This is a genomic window from Nocardia sp. NPDC051463 (assembly GCF_040681975.1).
Taxonomy (GTDB): domain Bacteria; phylum Actinomycetota; class Actinomycetes; order Mycobacteriales; family Mycobacteriaceae; genus Nocardia.
Genome location: NZ_JBFBAB010000028.1, coordinates 65,455 through 89,026, shown reverse-complemented (window position 1 = coordinate 89,026; position 23,572 = coordinate 65,455). Strand labels below are relative to the sequence as shown.

The following is a 23,572-nucleotide window of genomic DNA, read 5'->3' as shown; positions in this document are numbered from 1 at the left end:
CGCGCTGTGCTGCGCCTAGAGGTATATCGGCAAACCCAGTCCGGTCGCGGAACCCGCGATATCCACGATCGCGAGAGCGACGAGAAAGAGCGCGACCCGCCCGCGCGGCCAGCCCTCGGTCCAAGGCAACTTCTGCGGCCGCAGGGCGCCATCAACGGGGAGTCGAGCGAAGAGGATCGCGTTCACGAAGAAGGACATGCCGTTCAGTGCGATCAGCGACCCGAACCAGGTCTCGGGCACCGCCAGTTGGAACAACGCGGCAGCCAGCGCACCGGCGGCGTGGCCGAGTGTCTGCGTGAGCTGCCGTGCGGCGAGCACCGACGATTGCATCGTCCCGGCGCTGACTCGTTGGACCACGGCCTGGCTAGCGGGGAACGCGAGCCGGTCCAGGACGAGCACGCCAAGCAAGACACTCGCGAGGACGGTGGGCGGTACCGACAGCGCCAGAACGACATTGAGCCCGCCGCGTGCCGCGCTCAGCGCCACACACACATTCCGTGCGCCCCATCGTTCCGCCACCACGGCGCCGACCGGCGCGAGGAACAGCGCCAGGAACGCGCCCGTGCTCAGAACCAGCGTGAGCGTCGTCGCCGTGACACCACCGCGCAGCACCCACAAGACGAAGGTCGCCCCATATAGTCCGGTTCCGAAGGTGTTCAGTACCGAGGCCGACAGGATCGTCCGGACCTGTGGATCGACCAGGATCTCCCGATAGTCGGCGAGTTGTCGTTGGAAGAAGCGAGCTTGGGTCAAGGTCGTTCCTAGCAGGAGGATGATCCGGGATGTCATCGCGCTGTGGTTCCGGTGGATGGCCGCCCATCGGCAGGCCCCGGACCAATGCGAGCGCGGCCCACTCGATCAAGGAATACACGGCGATGCTCTCGAACACCATCGACTCCGCAACGGCCCCCGCGTTGCCCGGGCCGCTCAGCAACCGTCCGGAGTGCTCTCGGCGCACGGCCACCAGCGGGCTCCGCAGACTCGCGAAACGTCGAATCTTGTCCTCCGAGTGATAGTTCGGGCGTCTGCCGGAGTGCGCGACATCACTTTCCACCGACATCGAGCAATCTCACCCCTTCCGCGCGCACGGCGCCGGCGAGCGCAAGGTTCGCGCCTCCGAGACCGGCGTGCGGGGGCCGTTCGTGGCGTATCGAACCGCCAGTTTTGCCGAACCCGACCCGACCACCTCGAAACCATCGTCTACATGGCCATGAGCGCCTCATGTCACGCCGGACTCGCCCACACCTGGCACCGTTCTCAGACGCCCACTCGGACAGGAGAGCTATCTTCTGAATGTTCCCTTTCCGATCGAATGGTCTGGTAGCCAGAGGTAAGCTGTTATTGACGCCTTCTGCGGTACCCCATGACGTCTTGTTCGGTCCGGTCGATACTGCAGCTGACGCCGGCCTTAATGTGCGTTCCTATCGGGACGCACTATGTACTTCACCAAGTAGCGAATCGCGTGTCGCAAAGTCGATTCGGCATGCACTCGCTGCCCAAGTCCGGTAGCTCGGGCAGCGCGGCCTACGACGCGGACACGATAAAGCTCGTCGTAAGGAAGCAAAATGTCCAGCAAGATCGTCAAAACCCTAGCCGCGACTGTTATGGCCGCACCCCTGCTCATCCTCGCAGCGCCGGCAGCCTCTGCCGATTCGACTGCCGCAGCGCCTTCGTCATCCACCATCGCCCCGGTCGACGGATCATTCGGATCAGCTACGTGGTGCTTCCCCCTCGGTAGTGTCGTCTGGTGCATCTGAGCGAGCGTGAGAACTCCGGTGTTGGGCGTGTGACGCTCGAGATTCGAGTGAACTCCTGGTAGAGCAGTGATTGCTGAGATCACATGCCGTACCTGGGAGTTCATTTGTGTGCGGTGTTTGCCACCGCGGATCACGCCCGACATGCCCTCGTCGCGCATGGTCGGTCGACGGTGCCGATCCTGACCCGCTGGCCCTGGCGCTGCAGATACGGGGCCATCTTGCGCCCATACCTTCGGGCGTGCCGATGGCGGCAAGCAGGCGCGGCGTCAAATGTGTGTCGGTCACCGTCCGCGACGACGCAGGCGCGGCTTTCCAGTTGCGATAGGTACCGTCCGGCGAGCTGCACGCCCTGCTCGGCGAGCACGCGACAGATCGGATCGACCCGGTAACCCTCAGCACGCATCTGATCGATGAACTCACAGATCAACGGCGACACAGACCGATCTCCGGTGCGAAGAAAATCGGGCCCGCTTTCAAAATCTGGTTAGCCTCCTTCAGATCTCGGACTCCTCGTTCGAGTTCCTTGATCGCCCGCTGACATCCGGTGTGCGGCCCGTCCCACAGGGGATCCGGGCCGCACACCGGCCGTGATCGTGCCCGCGTGGCCTGGTCAGGCGACTTTGCACTGGAGGGTAAGAGTGCTATCGATGCAGCGGGCGATGAAGGCCTCGTCTCACCTCGTCACCAACGAGTAGCCGGAAATACATTGTCACGGAAAGGGTTTCGATGACCTCGCGAGGGTTCGCGCCTTCGGATAGTTCGCCACGCTCGACAGCTCTGTCGATGACCTGGGAGGTTCGCTCGCATCGATCGTTCCAGAAGCGGTGGCGCGTCTCGGCTACCACTGGGTCGGCCGAGAGGGCGATGGTTGTGCCGACCAGCCGTGCGAGAGGCGGAACAGGTTCCAGCACATCGCTTTTCGAGAACCCCCTGAATTGCGACCATGCCGATCGGCATGGTTGCGATCCGGACGCTCTGCCTTCCATCAGGTTCGACATTCCTGTGAGCGCGCTCGAGGCTTAGTCGAAAGCTGACATCCGACCGAGGTCCGGGACTGGAGCGCGTAATCCACGTCCACTCCACCACGCCTGCGCGCCCCATCAGACGTAGCAGACGGTCCCGAGTCGGGTCACCGATCGAGCAGCGCAGCAGCAAGTACCCACGTCCCGGTGTCACTTCGGCGATGTACACCGATCAGCCCCACCACCGACCCTCGCAGCCAGCGCAGTGCACCTTCATGTTGAATCCGGCGGCGGCGGTGTCACATTTGCCGGCCGGAGCGGAAAGCAAAATTCGCCACACGCGAGCGCGGGGGCCGCGCCGACCGGAAACCGCTGTGCCGGGCCGCGTTGTGGCTTACCGTCGGATTTGTGTGACTTGCCCGGTCCGGTGATCGCGGAGACCGGGCTGTGAGAACCGCTGATCATCTCGACGATGCCCTCACCGATGGCCTGTTTGCGTGTGCCGTCGGATGAGTCTGTGCGGGCGTTTTCGTAGTTTGTTGCACACGGAGGAGGACCGCTGTGACCGTCCAGATCGGTTGGCTACGTAAACTTCTCGATGAGGCCGATGGTGCCGCGGCCGAAGTTCCCATCGATGCTTTCGGTTTCGGTGACGGGCTGCGGGTCCTGTTCCCGGACGAGATGCTGCGCCTCGGGCACAACGGTGCGGCAACCCGCGAAGCGGTGGGCACCGCGCGGGTCCCTTTCTGTGAGACCGCCGCCGCACTGACCCTCCAGATCGCCCCGGACGACAGCTCGGCTGCGCTGGAGCTGCGCCTGCCCGGACCGGGGGCACCCGCGCATCTGCTGGCTCGATGCTTCGGCTTCGAGCTGCCCGTGCTGCCGTGTCCGGTGCTGGAGCACGTCGAGATCCGGCTCGACGGGGCCGCCGGTGCATCGCTGAAGGCCAGTGGCGCCGGGGCGGTCGTGCGGATGCATGCGAACGATCAGCGGGTGTTCACGGTCGAGGCGGGTAGCTGGCATGTCGTGTGTACCCGCACGCCGGTGCCACTGACCCGGCTGGCGGAGCTGGGCTCTATTGAGGTCGGGCGCGGTGTGCTGCCCGACCCGCTCGGCACCGAGCTGCCACCGGGTAGCTGGCTATTGCTGCCTGCCACGCCGACCCGCCCCCGCCGGATGCTGGTGCCGCTGGCTGCGCCTCGCGGGGAGGTCGTACTCGATCCCTGCCGGGTAGACGGCCTCGGGAGGGCGCTGCCGGTCACGCAGCCCCGGGCACACCGCAGCGGGTTCATGCACCCGCCGGTCCGGGCGGTCGCTACCGCCGCTGGGTTCGCCCTGCTCGCGGGCACCAGTTCCGGCTCCGAGCGCGGCAACGGCCGCTGGGCGCTGACCATCGGCGAGGACGGCGCGGTCGCCGATGTCACCTATGACTACAACCCGCTGATGATCAGCGGGGCGCTCGGGCTGCTGAAAGCCCAGTCGCCGTACAAGACGATCATCGGCGGCGTCCTGTGTTCTCGTTCAAGGGCGCAAAGAGGGGGCTGTACGGCACCGGCGCGGGCGCGTACGTGGTGCCGGAGTCCGGGGCGGCGAAGCCGTCGTTCTTCGGCTACGCCGGGATCGGTGGCGATCCGGGCATCGGTATCCCCGCCATCCGATTGAACGGTGTGGCAGTCGGTTTCGGCTGGAACAGCCGTATCCGGATTCCCGCGGTCACCGAGCTCGACGACTTCCCGTTCGTCAAGGCGCTCAGCGACCCTGCCGCGATCGGCGGCGAGACCGAGGATCCGGTCGAGGTCCTGCGCACCCTCACCCTCACCAGCAATCCGTGGATCACCGCGCAGGACGACGAGCTGTGGGTGGCGGCCGGGCTGGGATTCACCCTCGCCGAGTTGATCGAGGGTCGGCTGGTTGCCCTGGTGCAGACCGGCGAGGAGCTGACCATCGCCCTGATGGGCACCGGCGCCGCCGACCTGCCCAAGGGAGGCGAGCGCAAGTACGCCCGGATCGGGGTCGGCCTGAGCGCGGTGATCAAACCGAAGCAGGGTGAACTGGCCTTCGACGCGGGTCTCACCGGCGACTCGTACCTGCTCGACCCGAATTGCCGGTTGCGTGGCGGGATCTCGCTGCGGACCTGGTTCGGACCCAGCCCGTATGCGGGAGACTTCGTCTTCTCGGTCGGCGGCTTCCATCCGAACTACCGTGCGCCGAAACAGTATCCGGCCCAGCCGCGGGTCGGCTTCGATTGGGACCTGACCGGTTCGGTGACCATCTCCGGCAACGCCTATCTGGCCATCACTGCGGGCGCGGCCATGGCAGGCGGCGGGCTGGCCATCCGGTTCCACTCCGGCGTCGTGCGGGCTTGGTGCACGGCACAGGTCGATGCGCTGATCCAGTGGAAGCCGTTCTACTTCGACGTAGGCATGAAGGTGTCCGTCGGTGTGTCCGCGTCGGTGAAGATCATCTTCGTCCGCATCACCATCACCGTGGAAATCGGTGTGCAACTGGAAGTCTGGGGTCCACCGACCGGCGGCAAGGCGAAGGTCAAGCTGTGGTTCATCTCCTTCACCATCAACTTCGGCAACGGCCGCGCAGGGGCTGGCAACGAGCTGGACTGGCCCGGGTTCAGCGCCCTGCTGCCGCCGGCGGAGAACAACGTGCGGGTGCTGCCGGGCGCGGGTCTGCTCGTCGAGAAACACCCCGCTACCCGCACCCTCGCGAACGACTACTGGGAGGTATCGGCAAGCGGATTCACCTTCACCACCGACACCACAGTACCGCTGACCAAGATATTCCTCGGCACCGCGACAACACCCGCAGAATCGGGTAGCACAGTGAACCTGCGCCCCACCCGGTGGCGCGGCGTCACCAGTAACCAGCGGGTGAAACTCACCCTCGATGGCGCCGCCCGCGACCTCGGCGAATGGTCACGGGCCACACGCACCGCCACCGTCGCCGCCGAACTGTGGGGCTCGCGCAATACCGACAGCTTGCCCAGCAACGGCAACCACGTAGTGCCCGATCAGCTGCTGGGCGCCGCAATGACCTCCCCGGCACCGCGACACGGCACCTCCACCGGATTCATCGATCAGGAAGCGATCGCATTCGACCCGGTCACTCCCGACGGCGCGCAGCCTCTCGACCCGAACGCCGGCCCAGTCGGCGCGATTCCCGCACGCCCGGACGGTGTCATCGCCACCATCGCCGCCACGGTCGCGGCCACCGAGCAGACGGCCGCGCGCCAGCGCCTGGCCGGGCAGCTCACCGCGCTCGGCTTCGACCTCGGCGCCCTCGACAACAACCTGTCCGGCTACGCCCGGGCCTGCCAGACGGCATTCACCGCCGAACCGATGCTGGTGTCCGCCAACTGAATCCGCCCGCCTCCAGCGCCCGCCGAGAACAGGGGAACCTTCGTCATGCCGACAACCAGCCATCGCACCCGATTCTTGGACCACCGCATTCCGTCGCTCTACGCAGGCCAATACCAGATCGGCGTCGAACAGAACATCGAGACCGTCGCCACCCTGACCACCCGGCAACAGAACTTCGGCGTGCGCGGGCCGCGATTCTCCCTGGGCAGCTCCGAAATCCACGGCTGCTACCCGGTTGCGGGAGCCGTCGGAAAGTACAGCCAGATCCTGCCGCACATCACCCTCGACGCCGCCGGACTGCCTTGGGCTCGGCTACTCGGTTCGTTCGGCGACGGCGTCCCCTGGGTGGCGCTGCTGTTGTTCAGGGAAGGTGAACTGCCCGAGGACCCGCAGGCAGTCGGCGAAGTGACTGTTTCCACGGTCCGGCAACTGCTCGACCGTGCCGCCGGGCCCGGAAAACCGCCGACGATCACCGACGAGTCACTGATGGAGGGCGAGGCCGAAATGGCCTGCAGCAGTATCCTCGTGCCCGCGAACGTGTTTGCCACGATCCGCCCGACAGTCGCCGAACTCGCGCTGCTCGCCCACATCCGGGAGGGTGGGCCGCCCGACGCCGATCACGTGCGCGGCACCGACCCCGAACCGCAACTCACCGACCTCAACGCCACTGTCGTCAGCAGCCGATTCCCGACCGCGACCGCGGGTAGGCATGTCGCGCACCTGGTTTCACTGGAAGGATTGCCTCAGCACCTCACCGGCACCCCACCGAGCGAGGGCCTGCGCCTGGTAACCCTGCACACGTGGGCATTCGAGACGCTGAACGATACCGGTATCGGATTCGGCGACCTCGTGCAGCACCTTGCCGCCGAACCCGATCTGGCGCTGCGGGTTCCGCTGGCCGGCGCAACCGCCGACGGCGACGCGATCCAACGACTGCGTTCCGGTGCCACCGCCCTGGCGCAGCGTCTGGAATCCGGTGAACGCAGCGTCAGCTTCTACCGCGGCCCATTCACCGCCGACCCCGCCCAGCGCCTGCCCGCCCCAGCCGCGCCCCGCCTCGACTCGGCGGGGGAAGCCCTCACCTACCTGAAGCAGTGGGGGATCTTCGACACCGGCTACGCCAGCGCCTTCAGCCTCGGCCGTACCCTCGCGCTGGCTGATGCCCCGTTCCGGGATCGGCTGCTGGAATTCCGCAAAGCCGCGCGCCGCGCCGCCCGCCGGATCAGTGCGCACCCCGACCTGATCGCCGGACGCAGCGTCGAAGCCGCAGGCCGCGCGGTACTCGAGAACCAGGCACGCCACGCCTTCGACCAGTTGCTCGCGGCACACCTTCCCGGTGCACTGGGCCGCAGCGGCGCCGACCTGGCCGCCGCCCCGATCCGCCCAGCAGCACGGGCGACCCGCCGCAACGGCGCGCTGACCGCCGTCGGGTTGCGCGCCACTGTCGCACAGGCCGAAACCCGCGCGGTGTTGCGCGCCGCCGTCGCCGAGGAACTCGATCCGGTGCAGGAATGGCTGAATCGGCTTGTCGCGCTGGAGATGCTGCCTTTCGAGCATCTGGTGCCCGACCCCCGCATGCTGCCACCGGAAAGCATCCGCTTCTTCTACGTCGACAACAGTTGGGTATCGGCCGCGATGAACGGCGCACTCAGCGTCGGCGTCGGTCACGCCCTCGACGCCGACCTCAACGCACTCGCGACCGAGGTCAGGGCGGCTCCCGCGTGTGGGGTACTGATCCGATCCACCCTCGTCCCGAACTGGCCGCGCACCATCTACAGCGCCTTCCGCGGCGAGCAACAAATCGCACCTAGTCGACAGGCGAACTTCGGCAACAGCGTCTTACTGTTGCTCTACCCACAGGTCATCGACACCTTCACCATCGCGGAACCGCCGCAAGGCCTGTACTTCGGCATCGGCGACGTCGGCACCATCCAACTGCGTTGGCTGACTGGGAACATCGGCTCGCCCGTGAAGGACGGGGAGTTCCCGGACCCTGCTGGGTTCGGACGGTTCCTGCGCCCGTCCGGCGACGTGCTCGACATCGAGAACAAACTACTGCCCGAACTGGCCGCCGCGCATGGCCTGTCGACGCTGTCACCTGCCCAATTCGCGCTGCAGATGATCCGAGCCCCGCAGATCCAGACTTTCGATCGTTCCTGACCCGATCCCGATCCTCCCGAAGGGGTACCGCATGCCCAACGACACGCTCGTCGTCCCGGTCGAGGTCGCGGCGTTCGCGGTCAACGCGCAGACCCGTGACACCGACGGCACCTACGTCATACAACGCTGGATCGCCAATTTCGTGCCGTTCGTCGACGCCAACGCCGCACCCGAACCACAGCCGTTCTCCGGTACCGAGCCGTGGGGCGGCGATGCCTCCAGGCTCGGTGTGTACCTGCAATGGCAGCTGCCCGAGGCTCTCACGCAGGGCCGCCAGGACGAAACCACCGGCGAGATCGGCGATTTCCCGCTGGTACCCAACCGCTGGCTGGTGACCCGGCGCTCCAATGGCGGTGTGCGCGCCTGGATCGTGCACAGCGACTTCCTGCACCCGCAGCAGGGGTCGGTATCCTATCTGGACCCACACGCCCAGACCGCCACCGCGACCAAGATCGGCACATTGGTCGAACTCTCCACCGGCAGCCCGTGGCAGGAGCCGGGCGGCATTCAGTTCCTCACCGCGCTCGGGCCCGGGCTGCTCACGTTCTCGGTGTTCCAGCCCTACAACAAGAACGTCCTCTCCATCCACGACGCCCTCGCCGATATCGACGGCGACGACAGGCTCAGCTACCACGTCGCCGGCTGGTATTCCGACCCCGACGCCGACATCCTCGTCGCCGGAGAGAACGCGGAAACTTCCTTCCCCCAACTGATGTCGAGGCTGGAGTGGAGCCTGGCCGCGACCTTCGGCTCCCCCCGCCGCTCGGTGTACTCCGGTGGCGCCCTTGGCATCGACTGGCGCCCGAACGGCGGTGTCTACCCATCCGACAGTCCGCACGCCGCCCAGATCGCCGTGGCCATCGGCAACAGCACCGCCGAGGCGGCCGGTGTGCTCCAAGAGCAGACGGGCGGCACCAACTCACTCAGCGACGACTCGGCCCGGCTCTACAGCGCATTCACCCTCGGCGTACTGAACGAGTACGACCGCGCCGACGGCGACCTGTTCCCCGGCCGTGCCGCGCACCGCTCCGGATTCGGCCCCGTCCCAGGTGGTTTCACCTGGCGGGTGGTCGACCGCGGCGGCGAGGAGGCGCGTGCCGCGCTGTCGGCCGACGAACGCTCCACCGAAAAGGCCCGCGCCGCCGATGTCGTCGCCGAACTCAACACTGCCCAACGCGAACTCGACGAGAAGGAACGCGAACTTGCCGATCTCCGACAGCGCCTGCACATTCTGTGGTCGCTGTCGCAGGAGCCGAATCAGCCGAGTTCCTTCGCCAGCCGCATCGCCGATGAACTGCGGACGGACAACGCCGAGGGCGCGGCGGGCCTGACCGCAGCCAAGAAGGCCGAGGTAGAAGCCCTGCGCGACGAAATTCCTTGGGCGACAACGGCAGACAAGCTGTCTGCTCGCGCCGCCGACTACGCCGCTCGGCATGGCTTGCGGGCGGCCCTGGAACTGCAACGTTCCCCGCAGGAGCCGTTCGAGCAGCACGCCGACCCGGTGCTGATGCTGGCAGGCGCCAACCTGAGTGCCCCGCTGAGCCGCGGCTCGGACCTGCCGTGCCGGGTGGCCGAACGCCTGATCACCGCCATCGGATCGATCACCGCCACGACGGTGGCCGCGGACGTGAACAAGGTGAACGTCACCGACCTGCCCGGTCCGATGCGCGCCCTGGTCACCGAGTTCTTCATCATCGACCAGGCCCGCAAAACCGGCGTCGGCCTCGGCAACGCCACTGGGACACTGCCCGAATACGGCACCGCCCCATGGCGTCAGCCCTGGCAGCCGCTGTATCTCATGTGGGAAGCCGAATACACCGCGATCCCGTTCGTGGAGGAGACCGCCGAACGCTGGCGCTTCGACGGCACCCGCTACCGCTGGCAGGGCGAGGGAACACTGAAGGCAGCGGTCACCGTCAGCGGCCGCCAAATGCTGGCGCCCCTCAGCGGCTACGATCAGGAAGGCAAGCTCGACAGCTACACCAACGGCCGCGACGACCTGCCCGAACCGCTGCTGCGCGGACTGCGCGAGCAATTGCACAACCTCGACCAGCTGTCCCAACGCCTCGATGGGCTCAGCGCCACCGTTGGCCAGCGAATGTCCCGAGGCAACCGCACACCCGGCGGTGCCATCGGCGACCTGATCGGCTCCGGCGTCGGCCCGACCCCGGATCCCGGGCCCCAGCCGGTATTCGAATGGGACGACTGGGAGGACTCGGACTTCCAGGAACTCCGTTCCGGGCACCTGATGTTCACCCGACTGTCGGTGGTCGACCGGTTCGGCCGCGCGGTCAACCTCATCGACAACCCACTGCATTTCGGCAGGCTGCGCAAACCCCAGTCCATGACCCCCGACCACGCCGTCGGCGAAATCCAGACCGACCGCTACGTCGAACTCGGTCCGCGCCTGCTGCAGCCGGCCAAGCTGCGGTTCGACTTTCTCTCCGCCACCGCCGACTCCGACGTCGAACTCAGCGCAGGCGCCAACCCGATCTGCGCGTGGCTGGTGCACAACCGCCTCGATCGCGCGCTGGCGTGTTACGACCCGGAAGGCAAGGTGCTGGGTGATCTGCGAGTCGTGCTGTCCCCCCAGGGGCACAAGGTCGTCGAATGGACCGCGCTGCCCGAATCATCGGTCCTGGAATTCGACCAGCTCGCCACGAATCACCAACACGCACACCGCTTCCTGGCCGCGATCAAACAACGCGGACCAGCGGTGTTCGATGCCGTGCGCAAGCTGATCGACGACACCATCACCCTCATCGACCCGGACGGCCCAGAGGATAAAAGCCTCGGCGTCCTACTCGGCCGCCCACTGGCCTTGGTCCGGGCCCGCCTCGACCTGCGGTTGTACGGTCCGGTGCGCACCGACGTCACCTGGCAGCAGGTACTCAGACCACCGACCCCGAAAATGCCGGACTACCGCTGGAACGTCCGCCTCGGCGAGGCGTTGCAAACCGACGACGGCCTGGTCGGCTACATCCTCAACGAGAACTACGACCATTTCGAGACAGTGGTCACCCCGAGCGGCAACCACGGCGGCTACCTGCGCCCCATCGGCGACGGCGACCGCATCAAACTCGCCTTCGCCACCGACAGCACGGCCACCCTCACCGTGCTCGCCGATCCACGCGCCGCAGTACACGCTACGACCGACATCCTTCCGGTCGAATCGGTGTTCATCCCACAGCGATTCACCGATGCCGCACTGGCGGAGATGGCGGTGGCCTTCCGTGCCGGGCCGCTGTTGATCGGCACCACCGATCAGGGCGCCGCCATCCTGCCGCAGCCGGCCACCGTGACCGGCACCTGGTCGTGGGCCGAACAGGTCGGCACCGAGTGGGCACAGATGCCGATCACGGCGCCCGACCCTGCCTCGCTCCCGATCGGCGCCGACCACGAAATCCGTTCGGGATTCCTGGTGTTGAGCGACGCCGCCGAACACAGCCGCACCCCCACCAACCAACAGGGAGCACGCTGACCGCGACCGTCCCGCAGTACTACGCCATCGAAAACGGATCGCTTCGGCCGCGCGCCACCGCGACAGCATGCAACGCAGCCGATGCTCACCACTTCGACAAGCGAGGAGCTGTTGATGACCACGATCCCGCAGTACACCGCGACCACAGCAACAACCGGCAGCTCGGTCAGCAACGACCCGCCGCTGACCTTCGACCTCAACACCGCTCCTGACCCGGTTCGGGTCTCACCGGCTTCCGGTGACGCGCAGCGCGCCGATTTCGTTCTGGTGGGCAGCCGCCGCAGCTCGGACGCCATCGAATGCCGCAGGATCACCGTTGTGGTCCCCACCGGCGAGAACTCCCCCGACCTGACCCCGGACCTCACCAGCGCCTCGGCCGCGATCAGCCTGCCGGACTGGACTCCGACCACCAACCCTGCCGCCAAGACCATTACCTTTACTCCGACCTCCGGTTCCGCCGAGATCGGGCGCGACGAAGGCGTCACCGTGCAGCTCATGGGAATGCGCATCAACAGCGTCGTCGGGACCGCCCTACTGCGTCTGGAAGTCGAGTGGCGCGAAGCCGGATCCGACGACCAGTGGGAGACCGGTACTTCGACCTTCGACATCGGCAAATTTCCGGCCGGGTTCGACCTGGTCGATTTCATCGCCGAACAATCGGTCATCGACAACGGCGGCTCGGTCGAATTCAACTGGGAGGCACAAGGGGTTTCCTCGTTGCGGCTGCTCTACGACGTCGCCGACATCAACGTCATGAACCTGACCACGTTCACGGTCAACCATCTCGCCAGGACCACCGTGTTCTACCTGCGGGCGACCGTGCAGGTCGGCAATAACACCGTCGAACGCGTGTTGTCGACAACGGTCACCGTTCGAGTGCCCGACCTCGAAGTCGAAAACCTCAGAGTAGTCGGCTCGCTCATGGTGGATTGGCCCATTCAGATCACCGCGGGAGTAGTGATCGGTGAAGACTCGGCATATCCCTTGCGGAACGTGCTCGACGGGAATCTCGAAACCTACTACCTGAGCCAATCAGGAGGTAGCGCCGAGTACGGCGGCCTGGTGAAAATCGACTATGGCACTCCGCGACCGATACGCGACATCCACGTCTATTTCGGAAGCCCCGACGGCAGGAATCTACCCACCACATTCAATCTGGCCTATTCCCTCGATGGCGAGCAACCCCATTTCCTGATCCCGGCCACTCCCGGCAAGCCCGAGGCGCACTGGTCGTCGGATGAAGAGATAATGATGCGCTTCGTGCAGGTGTACGTCCACCAGCGTTATGGCGGCCGCATCGCCATCCGACAATTCCAAGTCGGGAGACCGAGACTGCATGTCGGCCCCGCCGAGGCCGGCTTCGATGTCCCGGTCACCGCGCACCGGGGCCTCACCGAAGGATGACGAACAGATCTTCCCGCGCGGCTCACCCGAGCTCGGCCGGCCGGCCGCGTCCGGCCGGTGCTCGCCCCGACGGTGATTCACCGATGCCGCACTGGGTTGCGTCCCATTGTTTCAGCCCTTCGACGACAAGGGCCGAGACGAGTCCGGGTAGCCGGCCGGCGCGAGCTTGTCGTACCTGGTGGCGACGGCTCGCCACTGTTTGCCTTGCTGCGGGCACGCTCGACCGCGTTGCAGCATTTGTAGGCAGTGCGGGTCGAATGCCGCGTAGTCGAGCCGACTTACCCTCTAGCGGCACAACGAGTCAGGAGCCCACCGGTGACCAGCACCATCCCGCGATACACCGCCAACACCTTCACCACCGACGGCGCGGTGACCAATACCTCCCCGCTGCATTTCGACCTCAACACCAACCCAGACCCGGTGCGGATCTCACCCTCCAACGGCGACACCCAACGCGCGGATTTCGTTCTGGTGGGCAGCCGTCGATCCGCCTCGGCCATCGAATGCCGCAAGATCACCCTCACCGTCCCCACCGGCAACAACTCACCCGACCTCACCACAGACCTCACCAGCGCCGCAGCGCAGATCAGCCTGCCGGACTGGACTCCGGAAACCAACACCGCCACCAAGACCATCACCTTCACCCCCACCTCCGGCCACGCCGAGATCGGCCGCGACCAAGGCGTCACCGTGCAGTTGATGGGCATGCGCATCAACACCGAAATCGGTAGCGCACCACTACGTATGGACCTCGAATGGCGTGAAGCCGGCCACAACGACCCCTGGCAGACCGGTACCACCATATTCGACATCGGCAAGTTCCCCCCGAACTTCCACCTGGCCAACTTCATCGCCGAACCACTGATCATCGACAACAACGGCGCGGTCGAACTCGACTGGGAAGCCAGCGGCGTCTCCTCGCTGCGGCTGCTCTACGACGCCGCCGACATCAACGTCCTGAACCTGACCACCTACCCGGTCAACAACGTCACCCACACCACCGTGTTCTACCTGCGCGCGACCGTCCAAGTCGGCAACAACACCGTCGAGCGCACTCTGACCACGACCGTCACTGTCCGCATCCCCGACCTCGAGGTCGGCAATCTCAGGGTGCACGGTGACTTCACTATTGCCTCGCGACTGCCGATGGTCACCGTGACACCGCAGCTCGGTGTCGACGAGAGACATCCCTTGAAGAACTTGCTGAACGAAAATCTCGAAACCTACTATCTCAGCAACGCGCCGGTCCAGGCCGATGACAGAGTCGAGCTCGACCTCCACGCTCCTGCGGAGATCAACACCATCGACGTGTATTTCGGCGACCCAGACGGTGGAAACCTGCCACCGAGTGGGGCGATGTGGATTTTCATACTCGGGATATGGATTCGTGTGGCCGAGATAGTCCCTGGGCAACGCGAGCTGCACTGGACCCCGACGACGCGCCTTCTGGCGCAATTCATTCGGCTGACATTCGTGGAAACCTCGACGACCAACCTAGCCATTCGATCGATGCGTGTATCGCCGTACCCATGGCCGAAGCTGGAAGTCACCCCCGACGGCGCCCTCTTCGATGTTCCGGTTACCGCACGGCGAGGAATCACCGAAGTCTGACAGTACTTACTCCAGTGGTCGTTCGGCCGACCAGACCGTGGCCCGGTCTTGCCACGAAACCCGGGCCACGCCTCGGTCGATCGCTGCAGGCACCCCGAAACGCGTTCTATCCAACCAGTGAGCTCGGGCGACGTCCATTCCGGCCGAGAGGCAATCGTTGCCACCGAGATCGACCCCCTGACCGGTGCGGGATTCTGTCGTCCAACAAATCGACTGACGGATCACCGATCCCGCGCGCGTGATCAGAACACGGTCGTCCAATCGTCCCTGATGCTGACCACGGTCCAGGCGTGTGCGGCCGCCAGTTCGAGCGCCCGCTCGGCGCCAGCGGCGTAGTCGAACTCGCGGGCAGCGTCGTCGTGGCGCAGCAGCAGCCGTAACGAAGGCCGGTCCGGCTGCTGCGAGAACTGCAGCATCGGGATGTCCCCGTTGCTGTTCCCGGCCGCCAGCAGCGGCCGCCTGCCGATACGGTTCCAGATGCGCACCGGCTTCTCGGGACCGTCGTCGAGGACGTCCGCCTCGGGTTTGCGGACGATCGCGCCGCTGCCGCCGTCGTCCTTCCATGCCAGCGACACGCCGCTGCCGATCACCCGTTGGCGTGGAATGCCGTACACGTCCTGGCTGATGGGCCGCATGAAGTCGCGGCCGCCGCCGGAGACGATGTAGTTGCGAAACCCGTTTACGGCCAGGTAGTCGAGCAGCTCGCACATCGGTGTGTAACTGCACTCCAGGTAGTCCCGGTCGAGGGTGGGATGCCGTGCGGCGCGCAGGAACTGATCCGCCTGGACCTCGAACTGCTCCACAGTCACCTCGGCGAACGCGATCAGCACACCAGCGGCGAGCACCTCCACCCCGCTGTCGTCGCCGTGGTAGTGCCGGATGATCACGTCGTTGAACCAGCGATAGTCCTGCGCGTAGGCGGCCTCCCAGGGCTGACGGGTGCGCAGACCACGATCCTGCTCGGCCATCGCGACGAGACGGCGCAGGATGAAGTCGAGCTGAATGGGCATCGGTTTCTCACACCACAGCGTGCCGTCGTTGTCGAAAACCGCGACCCGGTCCTCGGGCGGGACCTCGTTGGACCTCACCCGCTCGACGAAACCCACGATGGCCGCCTTGGCGGCGCCGTCGCGCCAGCTCGGAAGCGGAGCTTCGGCGGGGCCAGCGCTCTTTCGCTCGATCTCGGCGGCATGCGTTCCGGAATCGCGTCTTTCGGTCATGGCGCTGCTCCTTCGATCCTCAACGGCCCTGACATCCCCGGAGAGTCACCTCGGCGAGGTTCTTGTGACTGCGAAGCGCGACCTCGAGCATTCGATCGGCGGCCACTTCCAGCCAGTCGGGCAGGACGCTCACCAACCGGCCAGGCAGCTGCGTACGCGCGGCGGGTCAGATACGGCAATGTGGTGACGTCCTCGTCGTCGATGTGCAGCACATCGAACCCGTAGAACTGGACCGGCACCGATGCGGTCAGCTGCGCAGTTTGTCGAATCCCATTCAGGCGATGTTGTAGCAAACCGAACGACGGTGCACCCGAGGCGGTCTGCGCAATCGCCTCACCGTCCAGAATCAATGACCGGCCTCGCACCGACTCGGCCGGCGCAGCGGCGAGCTCCGGGCAGGAGCCGGTGATCTCACGCTCGTTTCTGCTGTACACGCGGCACGATCCGCCACCGCAGACCACGACGGCGCGGATGCCATCCCATTTCATCCCGATGACCCAGACAGCCGTGTCCGGTGGCCGCCCTGCGACGGCCAGCATCGGCGCCGGCACTGCCACCACACGACAAGCGTATATCCAGCTATCGACAGATGTGACTTAACATCGAATGACGCGATAACCATCTTCCTCGGACCGCATCCAGCGCACGCCCGCCGATCGGCGAATTCTCTACCGAGACCCGCTGCGATCGCCGCGTCCGGCATTTCCGTTTGTAGAAGGTGCACCGGCAGACGGGCACAGTCGATCGCCTGTCGAAACAACATGAACGGTCAAATGATCTGCCGAATAGTACTGAGCCACAATTGATTTCGTTATCAAAGTGTTCGAAACTCATCGCACACTCCGCGTCTGACCTATAGCTCGTTGCAGCACAACATGATTCAATTCGCTCGGAGAAACACCTCCTCGGGAGCGAAAGAACCGTCGTGCAGCGTTGCCGCGCTCGACGACCGAGCCACGGCGCGGCCACGGTCGACTGCGCGAAGGATATTGCGGGCCACGCGTTCGGGGGTGTAGCTGTGCTTCTGGCAGGCCGCTGCGAGGTTGTCACGGCGCTCACCGATGTCGGCAACTCCTGGCAATGTGCCGAGTCGGTGGCCGTACCGGCCAGCCGGCCCCGCCTCCCCGACGAGCACGACCTGACCGACGGGTTGCGCCGGAGTCACCGCCGTATGGAAACACTCGACGGCACGCCCGCGACCCGATCCCGCCAACCGCACGGATGACGCCTGCGACTGATCGGCTACCTCACATCGTGGTGACGAAGCCGCCGTCGATCCTCAGGTCGGATCCGGTGATGCTGGCGGACCGGTCACCGACCGGGAATACGACCAGGTCGGCAACCTGCCCCGGAGTGGCGAACCGGGCCATCGAGGTGGCACCAGCGGTCGCGGACCTGACCTCTTCGGGGTTCGGCCGCCGGCGGCGGCAATTGTGTCGGCCGCTCCGCCGACATCCAGCCACAGCCCGGTCGGCACAGATCCGAGGCTGATCGAATTGACGCGAATGTTCTTCGACCCCAATTCCTTTGACAACGCCTTGCCGAAGTTGGTGACGGCGACCTCGGTCGCAAGGTAGTCGTAGATCCCGAGGTCGGGATAGTACGCATTGGCGGATCCGATGATGCGATCGATCCGCCACCACGCCGGTCTGCGCGTCCGCGCGCTCGGCCTTTGCGCCTTCACAACCGCTATGCCTCATCCAAGTCATGCAGATGTGTCACGGTGACAAAATATTCGATAAGTCGACCGAGGGTGATCGACGGAGAAAAACGATAGATCGACCAATGGCCGAACCGGTGAACTTCCGTGAAGGTTTGCCCTTCACTTCAAGGGCGGCATCAGGTCGGATAACCCACCGAAGCCTGTGACAGTTTCGATCATCAAAAGTAATTGCAATCGGCAATAATCACCCCCCCATCGAAAAGCGACCGCGATGCTCGTCGTCGAACCGATCCGACCGGCCCTGAAACCTCCGAGCAAGTCGAGTACAACAACCTGCGCGTAGCCGTTGCGCCCCGGCAAACCGACCGGTACGCTCACGATTTGAAGAAGCACCGCAAGCCTTTTCCGCCCTGGCCGATGTTACATACATCGAGTTTTTGGACGGTACAAGGCCAGCGGGTGGGTCTCCCGAATCCAGTGGTCTGTGCGCGCCGGCTAGCTTCGGCGAAGTAAATGATGTGGGAGAGTGTCAATGGCCTCGGAACCGACGACGGCCGTTATCGGCTCGGGCATATCCGGGCTGACGGCCGCATTCCTGATGCGGCGAGTTTCGCGAGTAACATTATATGAGGCCGATTCTCGGCTGGGCGGGCATGCTCATACTCATTCGATTTCTTCGACCGATGGTTCGGTACAGCATCTGGACACCGGGTTCATCGTCTACAACGTGGCGCACTACCCGCTCTTCACGCGACTCCTGCACGAGCTGGGAGTCCGCAGCGTCGCATCGGAGATGTCGATGAGCGTGGTCTGTGACGGTTGCGGGCTGAACTACTCTGCGGGGAGCGGACTTCGCACGTTGCCGCACGAACTCCAGTCGGCGAACCCGGATTTGCTCATAGAGATGCTGGAATTCAACCGCGTCTGCGAACAGATCCTCGCCACACCCGAAGATCACGGGGTCACCCTGCACAAGATGCTGGCCGACCACGGGTTCTCCGACTATTTCGCACAACATGTTGTGCTGCCGCTGGTTTCCATTGTGTGGTCCTGCGATCCGCGGACCGCGGGACTGTATCCGGTGGCTGCATTGCTGGCCTTCCTCAACAACCACGGCATGTTGCGCGGCAGTGCGGCTACACGCTGGCGCACACTGAGCTCACGATCGGCGGACTACGTGTCTCGAATAGCCGCGACGCTCGATGAGGTCCTTACCGAGACGCCGGTCCGGTCGGTGCGCCGCGATGCCGATGGGATCGCCGTCACCGATGCTGCCGGTGGCACACGCCGTTTCGATCGCGTCATCCTCGCCGTTCACCCGGGGGAAGCGCTTGCGCTGCTTGCCGATCCGACACCGGTCGAGCACAGCGTCCTCGGCGCGTTGCCATATGTGCGGAATCGGGCGCTGCTGCACACCGATGCGTCAGTGCTGCCGCGGGCCGCCGAGCATCGCTGCTCATGGAACTATCGGCAGAATACCTGTCATCCCAACCCGGACGAGATGCTCATGAGCTACTACCTGAACCGGCTGGAGAACATCGACTCGAATACCGACTATCTGGTGACACTCGGACCGGAAGCTGCCGTCGATCCGCGGAAAGTACTGGCCCGGATGGACTATGAGCATCCGGTGTACACACCGGAGAGTGACGAGGCCCGGCGACGGCTGCCTGATCTCGCGTCACCGACCCTCGCGTACGCCGGTGCCTATCACGGCTGGGGTTTCCATGAGGACGGATGTCGGTCGGGCGTCGAGGCAGCACGCGGCTTCGGGGTCGGATGGTGACCGTCGATGACAATACAATCGCCCACACTGTTTCGGTGCCGCCTCATCCATATACGGCATCATCCATTCACCTATCGGTTCACCCACACCCTGTACATGTGGCTCGTCGATGTCGACGCACTGGCCGAGCCGGTGCGTCCGCTGGTGCGGTTCCATGCCGCCGACCATCTCGGCGACCCGACTCGCAGCATCCGAGCGAACGTCGAAACCTTCTTGTCCTGCAATGGGATCAGCCTGGCGGGTGGCCGGATACTGATGCTCGCCCAGCCGCGCAGCGCCGGATACGCGTTCGATCCGGTCAGTTTCTTCTTCTGCTATCACGCGGACGACTCCATGGCGGTCGTGATCGCCGAGGTCCGCAACACGTTCGGGGAACGCCACTGCTATCTCATCACCCCCGATGCCGCCGGGAATTCGGATGTCGGCAAAGAGTTCTATGTCTCTCCATACTTTCCCGTCGACGGTCGGTATCGCACACGGTTCGTACTGAACCCGGACAGCGTACGAATCGTGTTCGCACTGAATCGCGCCCTACGTAACCGTTCGGCTCCTGTTACTGCGTTGACCGCCACGCTGGTCGGGAAAAAGGTACGCATACCCGCGGTCATCATGTCACCGCGGCTGCTGCTGTCCCCCTATCGCACTATCGCGCTGATCCATTGGCATGCGCGGCGGCTTCGTCGGCGGGGTCTCACATCCGCGCGCAGACTCCCGCATCAACCCCAACTCGGCGTCACCCCGATTCGGAGTTCTCATGGTGAATGACCACCCCTTGCTGAGCGGATCCACGCTCGATGAGGCCCTGCGCAATATCGTTGGGGCGGCACCGCTTACCCGCCTCGTCTACCCACAGCGCAACGGCGAGACCGCAGTCAAGGATCTGCTGGCCGATGCCGAGACCATCGCGCGATCGCTGGTCACGGCCGGGGTGCGCCGGGGTGAGATTGTCGGGTTGATCGGTACGTCCGGTCCGGAACTGCTGGCCGGGCTCTTCGGGATCGTCATGGCGGGCGCCGCCGCCACCGTACTGCCGGAGCCGCAGGGTCTGGGCGCCGATCACCGTCGATTGGATCGCACGTCTGCCATCGTCCGGGCGGCGCATATGCGGCATATGCTCGTCGACCCGCACACCGCGGAACTCGCCGGCCATCTCGCTGACAGTTGCACCGGTCTGCGGCTCCTGCGCGCCGAGTCGCGGGCGGTGGCCGAGTTGCCCACTGTCGCACCGGAGGACATCGCGGTGGTGCAGTTCACGTCGGGCAGTACGGCGCAGCCGCGGGGAGTCACCCTGAGCCACCGGGCGGTCTTGGCGGGTCTGCGCGCAATCGCCATAAGCGGTGGCTTCGGTCAGAGCGACGTCTTCGTGCAGTGGGTTCCGTACCATCATGACCTGGGACTGTTCGGACATCTGGCGCAAGTGCTCAATGGGATCGAATCGCATGTGTTCGAACCAACGGCCTTCCTGCGGCATCCCGATGAGATGCTGCGTTACTTCGCCGCATGCCGGGGCACAGTGCTGACCGGACCGAATTTCTCATATGACCTACTGTTGTGGGCGGCCACACCGGAGCTGTTGCGCGACCTCGACCTGTCGTCATGGCGACTGGCATTCAACGGCGCCGAACCCGTGTCCGCCGTCACGGTCCGAGCCTTCGCAGACGTCTTCGCCCGTGCTGGGGCGGCTCCCACAGTGATGTATCCGGTGTACGGCATGGCCGAAGCCACGCTGGCCGTCGCTTTCCCGCAGCCGGGCACCCTGCCGCGCATGGTCTGCGTCGACCGCGACGAGCTGAGGGCCACAGGGCAGGTCCGGGAGGTGCCCGAAAGCGACTCGCGCGCAAAGGTTGTGGTCTCGGTCGGCGCTGCGGTGCTCGGCGTCGAGGTGCGGCTGGTCGATGAGCACGGGGGCACGCTCGGTCCCGGACGACTCGGCGAACTCCAGATCCGTGGTGATGCCGTCACCACCGGATACCTCGACGACGCACCGGCCACGGCCGCCGTATTCGACGGTTCCTGGTTACGCACCGGCGATCTGGGCTTCCGGCTCGACGACGACTATTTCATCGCCGGGCGGCGCAAAGAGATGATCATCGTCCACGGGCAGAACTACTTCCCTGACGACGCCGAAATCGTGGCAAGGACAGTGCCGGGCGTGCACCGCGGCCACTGTGTGGCCGTTGCCGAAAACGATGGGAGCGATGGCGAATTCCTCGGAGTGATCGCCGAAACCACGCTCGAAGGAGTGCCTCGGGCCGCGCTGGAAAACGAGATACGGCGACGAATTGTCACCGCCATCGGCATGCCGCATGTTCGCGTACATACGGTGCCACCGCGCTGGCTGACCCGTACCACCAGCGGTAAGTGGCAGCGGTTGCATGCCGCCGCCCGGCTCGCCGATCAGAGGACGAAAGCACGAACAGGGGAAGAAGGCATGGAAACTACAGCAGTCGATCACGCGCTGACCGCGACCAACCGGCACTACGACCTGCCGCCGGAGGTGTTCAAGAGATTTCTCGGTCGGCGGATGAAATACACCTGCGGTATCTACGACAGCGTCACCGAGAGTCTCGATGCGGCTCAGGACGCCAAGCTCCGTTTCATCGCCGAGCGCCTCGCCCTACACGGCGGCGAGTCGGTGCTCGATATCGGAACAGGATGGGGAGCCCTGGCCTTCTACCTCGTCGAGGAAGTCGGCTGCACGGTCACCGCTGTGACGCCGTCGGCTGTGCAGGCCAGGTGGGTTTGCGAACGCGCCGCCGAACGCGGCCTCACCGACCGGCTGACGGTCCTCGAACAGTCCGTGTACGACCTCGATATCCCGTCCGGAACCTTCGACGCCACCGCGCTCGTCGGAGTCGTCGAACATCTCCCGGACCACAGGCGCGCCATCGACATCATGACCGGGGCCATCCGGCGAGGTGGTCGAATGTACGTGTCGGCCAGCTGTTTTCGCAACGACGAACTGTTCGGCGAATACTCCGACCGACCGGGGAGCCGGCATGTCGCCGAGCAGATCTTCGGCTACGCCGTACTGCGCCCACCGTCCGAGCTGCTGGCCGCAATGGAGGATGCCGGGCTGAGTCTGGTCGGAGTCCGAGACCTGACCTGGCACTACCACAAGACAATTGACGACTGGCTGACCGGAATCCGCAGCGCCGCAGAAGCTATCGATGACGTACATCCCGGCATGAGCAGCGAGCTCATACGCTACCTCGAGACCACGAACGCAGGGTGGGGCTACACGACCAAGCACTACGGGATCACCGCGACCCGGTCACGGCACGGGTCGACGGAGCTCCCACGATGACCGAGACCTGGCTGCCCAGCCTGACTCTCACCGAGGTCCGCAACGCTGTCGAGCCCGTCGTGCAACGCGGTGCGGACAAACTCTGGAGTCTGCGGGACCTGGACTGGGAGGAGGTGCGGCCGGACCGGCTCACCGACGCCGACCGGTCCGTAGTCCGATTCATCACCTACATCGAGGACCATCTGCCCGGCTATATGAACTGGCTACTTCGGACCTTCCCGATCGATGGTGCGGATCTGTCGATCCCGATTGTTGCCGTGCACCGCGAATACTTCCGGTTCTTCGTCGCCTGGTCCTACGACGAGGAACGCCACGCCGCCGCGCTGACCCGATATCAGGAGGCCGCGGGTATCAACACCGCTGAGGCCCTGCGGCTGGAACTGGCCGAGGAAGGACGCAAACATTTCGACCTCCCCTATCCGGAGCCGCTCGAGGCCTTCGCGTACACAATGCTTCAGGAGAAGGCGACCCAGCTGTTCTATCTGCGGTTCCGCGATGTCGTCACCGAACCGGTCCTGCGGGACCTACTGCTGCGCATGGCCCGCGACGAAGCACGGCATTTCGCGCTCTACGCGCATCTGGTGGAGACCTATCTGCGACGTGATCCGGCTGCCGCCGCGCCGCATCTCAAGCATGTGCTCCGCACATTCCGTATGCCACTGTCGGACACCCTCCCCAACTATCGCCGGTGGTCGTACTCCGTGGCCGAGACTGCCGGCTACGACCACACCGAGGCATACACCGCACTCGAACGCATGATCCGCCAGTTCGTGGACAGTCCCGGCGATGAGCTCGGCGAACTGCTCGATCTGACCAGAAGCCTGCGCACCCTCCCCTGAGAAGTTAAGGA

At 65.1% G+C, this 23,572-nt stretch carries 16 protein-coding genes and 1 pseudogene; 10 read left to right on the top strand and 7 right to left on the bottom strand.

The window, feature by feature from the left end; genetic code table 11:
- Positions 1-15: 15 nt before the first annotated feature.
- Positions 16-753, bottom strand: a complete 738-nt coding sequence (locus AB0M74_RS28535) for a hypothetical protein (protein ID WP_366529372.1) — start codon at positions 751-753, stop codon at positions 16-18.
- A 1,645-nt stretch (positions 754-2,398) separates the two neighbouring features.
- Positions 2,399-2,743, bottom strand: coding sequence for a TetR-like C-terminal domain-containing protein (locus AB0M74_RS28530; protein WP_366529386.1), 345 nt, complete (start codon positions 2,741-2,743; stop codon positions 2,399-2,401).
- Positions 2,744-3,280: 537 nt separating this feature from the next.
- On the opposite strand from AB0M74_RS28530, the gene AB0M74_RS28525 reads away from it, so the two are divergent.
- The 6 genes from AB0M74_RS28525 (at position 3,281) to AB0M74_RS28500 (ending at position 14,746) form a co-directional block, all read left to right on the top strand.
- Positions 3,281-4,381 (top strand): hypothetical protein, encoded by a 1,101-nt coding sequence (locus AB0M74_RS28525; protein WP_366529371.1) that lies wholly within the window; start codon positions 3,281-3,283, stop codon positions 4,379-4,381.
- On the top strand, positions 4,288-6,090 hold the full coding sequence (locus AB0M74_RS28520; RefSeq protein ID WP_366529385.1) for a DUF6603 domain-containing protein: 1,803 nt from the start codon (positions 4,288-4,290) through the stop codon (positions 6,088-6,090). The genes AB0M74_RS28525 and AB0M74_RS28520 overlap by 94 nt, the downstream gene beginning before the upstream one ends.
- A 45-nt stretch (positions 6,091-6,135) precedes the next feature.
- Positions 6,136-8,250, top strand: a complete 2,115-nt coding sequence (locus tag AB0M74_RS28515; RefSeq protein WP_366529370.1) for a hypothetical protein — start codon at positions 6,136-6,138, stop codon at positions 8,248-8,250.
- A gap of 31 nt (positions 8,251-8,281) precedes the next feature.
- Entirely contained in the window at positions 8,282-11,731 is a 3,450-nt protein-coding gene (locus AB0M74_RS28510; protein ID WP_366529369.1) for a hypothetical protein, read from the top strand.
- A gap of 114 nt (positions 11,732-11,845) precedes the next feature.
- Entirely contained in the window at positions 11,846-13,135 is a 1,290-nt protein-coding gene (locus AB0M74_RS28505) for a discoidin domain-containing protein (protein WP_366529368.1), read from the top strand.
- A 315-nt stretch (positions 13,136-13,450) separates the two neighbouring features.
- Positions 13,451-14,746, top strand: a complete 1,296-nt coding sequence (locus AB0M74_RS28500; RefSeq protein WP_366529367.1) for a hypothetical protein — start codon at positions 13,451-13,453, stop codon at positions 14,744-14,746.
- Positions 14,747-14,988: 242 nt separating this feature from the next.
- On the opposite strand, the gene AB0M74_RS28495 is transcribed toward AB0M74_RS28500, so the two are convergent.
- The 5 genes and pseudogenes from AB0M74_RS28495 to AB0M74_RS28475 all read right to left on the bottom strand — a co-directional run.
- Positions 14,989-15,966 (bottom strand): HAD family hydrolase, encoded by a 978-nt coding sequence (locus AB0M74_RS28495; RefSeq protein WP_366529366.1) that lies wholly within the window; start codon positions 15,964-15,966, stop codon positions 14,989-14,991.
- Positions 15,963-16,505: a hypothetical protein gene (locus AB0M74_RS28490; RefSeq protein ID WP_366529384.1), complete on the bottom strand. Its 543-nt coding sequence runs from the start codon at positions 16,503-16,505 to the stop codon at positions 15,963-15,965. The genes AB0M74_RS28495 and AB0M74_RS28490 overlap by 4 nt, the downstream gene beginning before the upstream one ends.
- A 341-nt stretch (positions 16,506-16,846) precedes the next feature.
- Positions 16,847-17,131, bottom strand: coding sequence for a hypothetical protein (locus tag AB0M74_RS28485; RefSeq protein ID WP_366529365.1), 285 nt, complete (start codon positions 17,129-17,131; stop codon positions 16,847-16,849).
- Between the two features lie 82 nt (positions 17,132-17,213).
- Positions 17,214-17,336 (bottom strand): hypothetical protein, encoded by a 123-nt coding sequence (locus tag AB0M74_RS28480; protein ID WP_366529390.1) that lies wholly within the window; start codon positions 17,334-17,336, stop codon positions 17,214-17,216.
- A gap of 44 nt (positions 17,337-17,380) precedes the next feature.
- Positions 17,381-17,650, bottom strand: a pseudogene (locus tag AB0M74_RS28475) (SDR family NAD(P)-dependent oxidoreductase); the annotation flags it as partial.
- A gap of 511 nt (positions 17,651-18,161) precedes the next feature.
- Here AB0M74_RS28475 and AB0M74_RS28470 point away from each other — a divergent pair.
- The 4 genes from AB0M74_RS28470 to AB0M74_RS28455 are packed head-to-tail and all read left to right on the top strand — an operon-like array spanning position 18,162 to position 23,561.
- Positions 18,162-19,415, top strand: a complete 1,254-nt coding sequence (locus tag AB0M74_RS28470; RefSeq protein WP_366529364.1) for an FAD-dependent oxidoreductase — start codon at positions 18,162-18,164, stop codon at positions 19,413-19,415.
- A gap of 6 nt (positions 19,416-19,421) precedes the next feature.
- On the top strand, positions 19,422-20,180 hold the full coding sequence (locus tag AB0M74_RS28465; protein WP_366529363.1) for a DUF1365 domain-containing protein: 759 nt from the start codon (positions 19,422-19,424) through the stop codon (positions 20,178-20,180).
- Positions 20,170-22,722, top strand: coding sequence for an AMP-binding protein (locus tag AB0M74_RS28460; RefSeq protein WP_366529362.1), 2,553 nt, complete (start codon positions 20,170-20,172; stop codon positions 22,720-22,722). The genes AB0M74_RS28465 and AB0M74_RS28460 overlap by 11 nt, the downstream gene beginning before the upstream one ends.
- Positions 22,719-23,561 carry an acyl-ACP desaturase gene (locus tag AB0M74_RS28455; protein WP_366529361.1) on the top strand — a complete coding sequence of 281 codons (843 nt, stop codon included), beginning with the start codon at positions 22,719-22,721 and terminating at the stop codon, positions 23,559-23,561. Before AB0M74_RS28460 ends, AB0M74_RS28455 begins: the two co-directional genes overlap by 4 nt.
- Positions 23,562-23,572 lie beyond the last annotated feature (11 nt).

Bases quoted from the DNA above. Each gene is read 5' to 3' on its own strand.
- AB0M74_RS28530 (WP_366529386.1), bottom strand. From the start codon at position 2,743: ATGGAAGGCAGAGCGTCCGGATCGCAACCATGCCGATCGGCATGGTCG.
- AB0M74_RS28515 (WP_366529370.1), top strand. From the start codon at position 6,136: ATGCCGACAACCAGCCATCGCACCCGATTCTTGGACCACCGCATTCCG.
- AB0M74_RS28510 (WP_366529369.1), top strand. From the start codon at position 8,282: ATGCCCAACGACACGCTCGTCGTCCCGGTCGAGGTCGCGGCGTTCGCG.
- AB0M74_RS28505 (WP_366529368.1), top strand. From the start codon at position 11,846: ATGACCACGATCCCGCAGTACACCGCGACCACAGCAACAACCGGCAGC.
- AB0M74_RS28495 (WP_366529366.1), bottom strand. From the start codon at position 15,966: ATGACCGAAAGACGCGATTCCGGAACGCATGCCGCCGAGATCGAGCGA.
- AB0M74_RS28490 (WP_366529384.1), bottom strand. From the start codon at position 16,505: ATGCTGGCCGTCGCAGGGCGGCCACCGGACACGGCTGTCTGGGTCATC.
- AB0M74_RS28480 (WP_366529390.1), bottom strand. From the start codon at position 17,336: ATGGCCCGGTTCGCCACTCCGGGGCAGGTTGCCGACCTGGTCGTATTC.
- AB0M74_RS28470 (WP_366529364.1), top strand. From the start codon at position 18,162: ATGGCCTCGGAACCGACGACGGCCGTTATCGGCTCGGGCATATCCGGG.
- AB0M74_RS28465 (WP_366529363.1), top strand. From the start codon at position 19,422: ATGACAATACAATCGCCCACACTGTTTCGGTGCCGCCTCATCCATATA.
- AB0M74_RS28460 (WP_366529362.1), top strand. From the start codon at position 20,170: ATGGTGAATGACCACCCCTTGCTGAGCGGATCCACGCTCGATGAGGCC.
- AB0M74_RS28455 (WP_366529361.1), top strand. From the start codon at position 22,719: ATGACCGAGACCTGGCTGCCCAGCCTGACTCTCACCGAGGTCCGCAAC.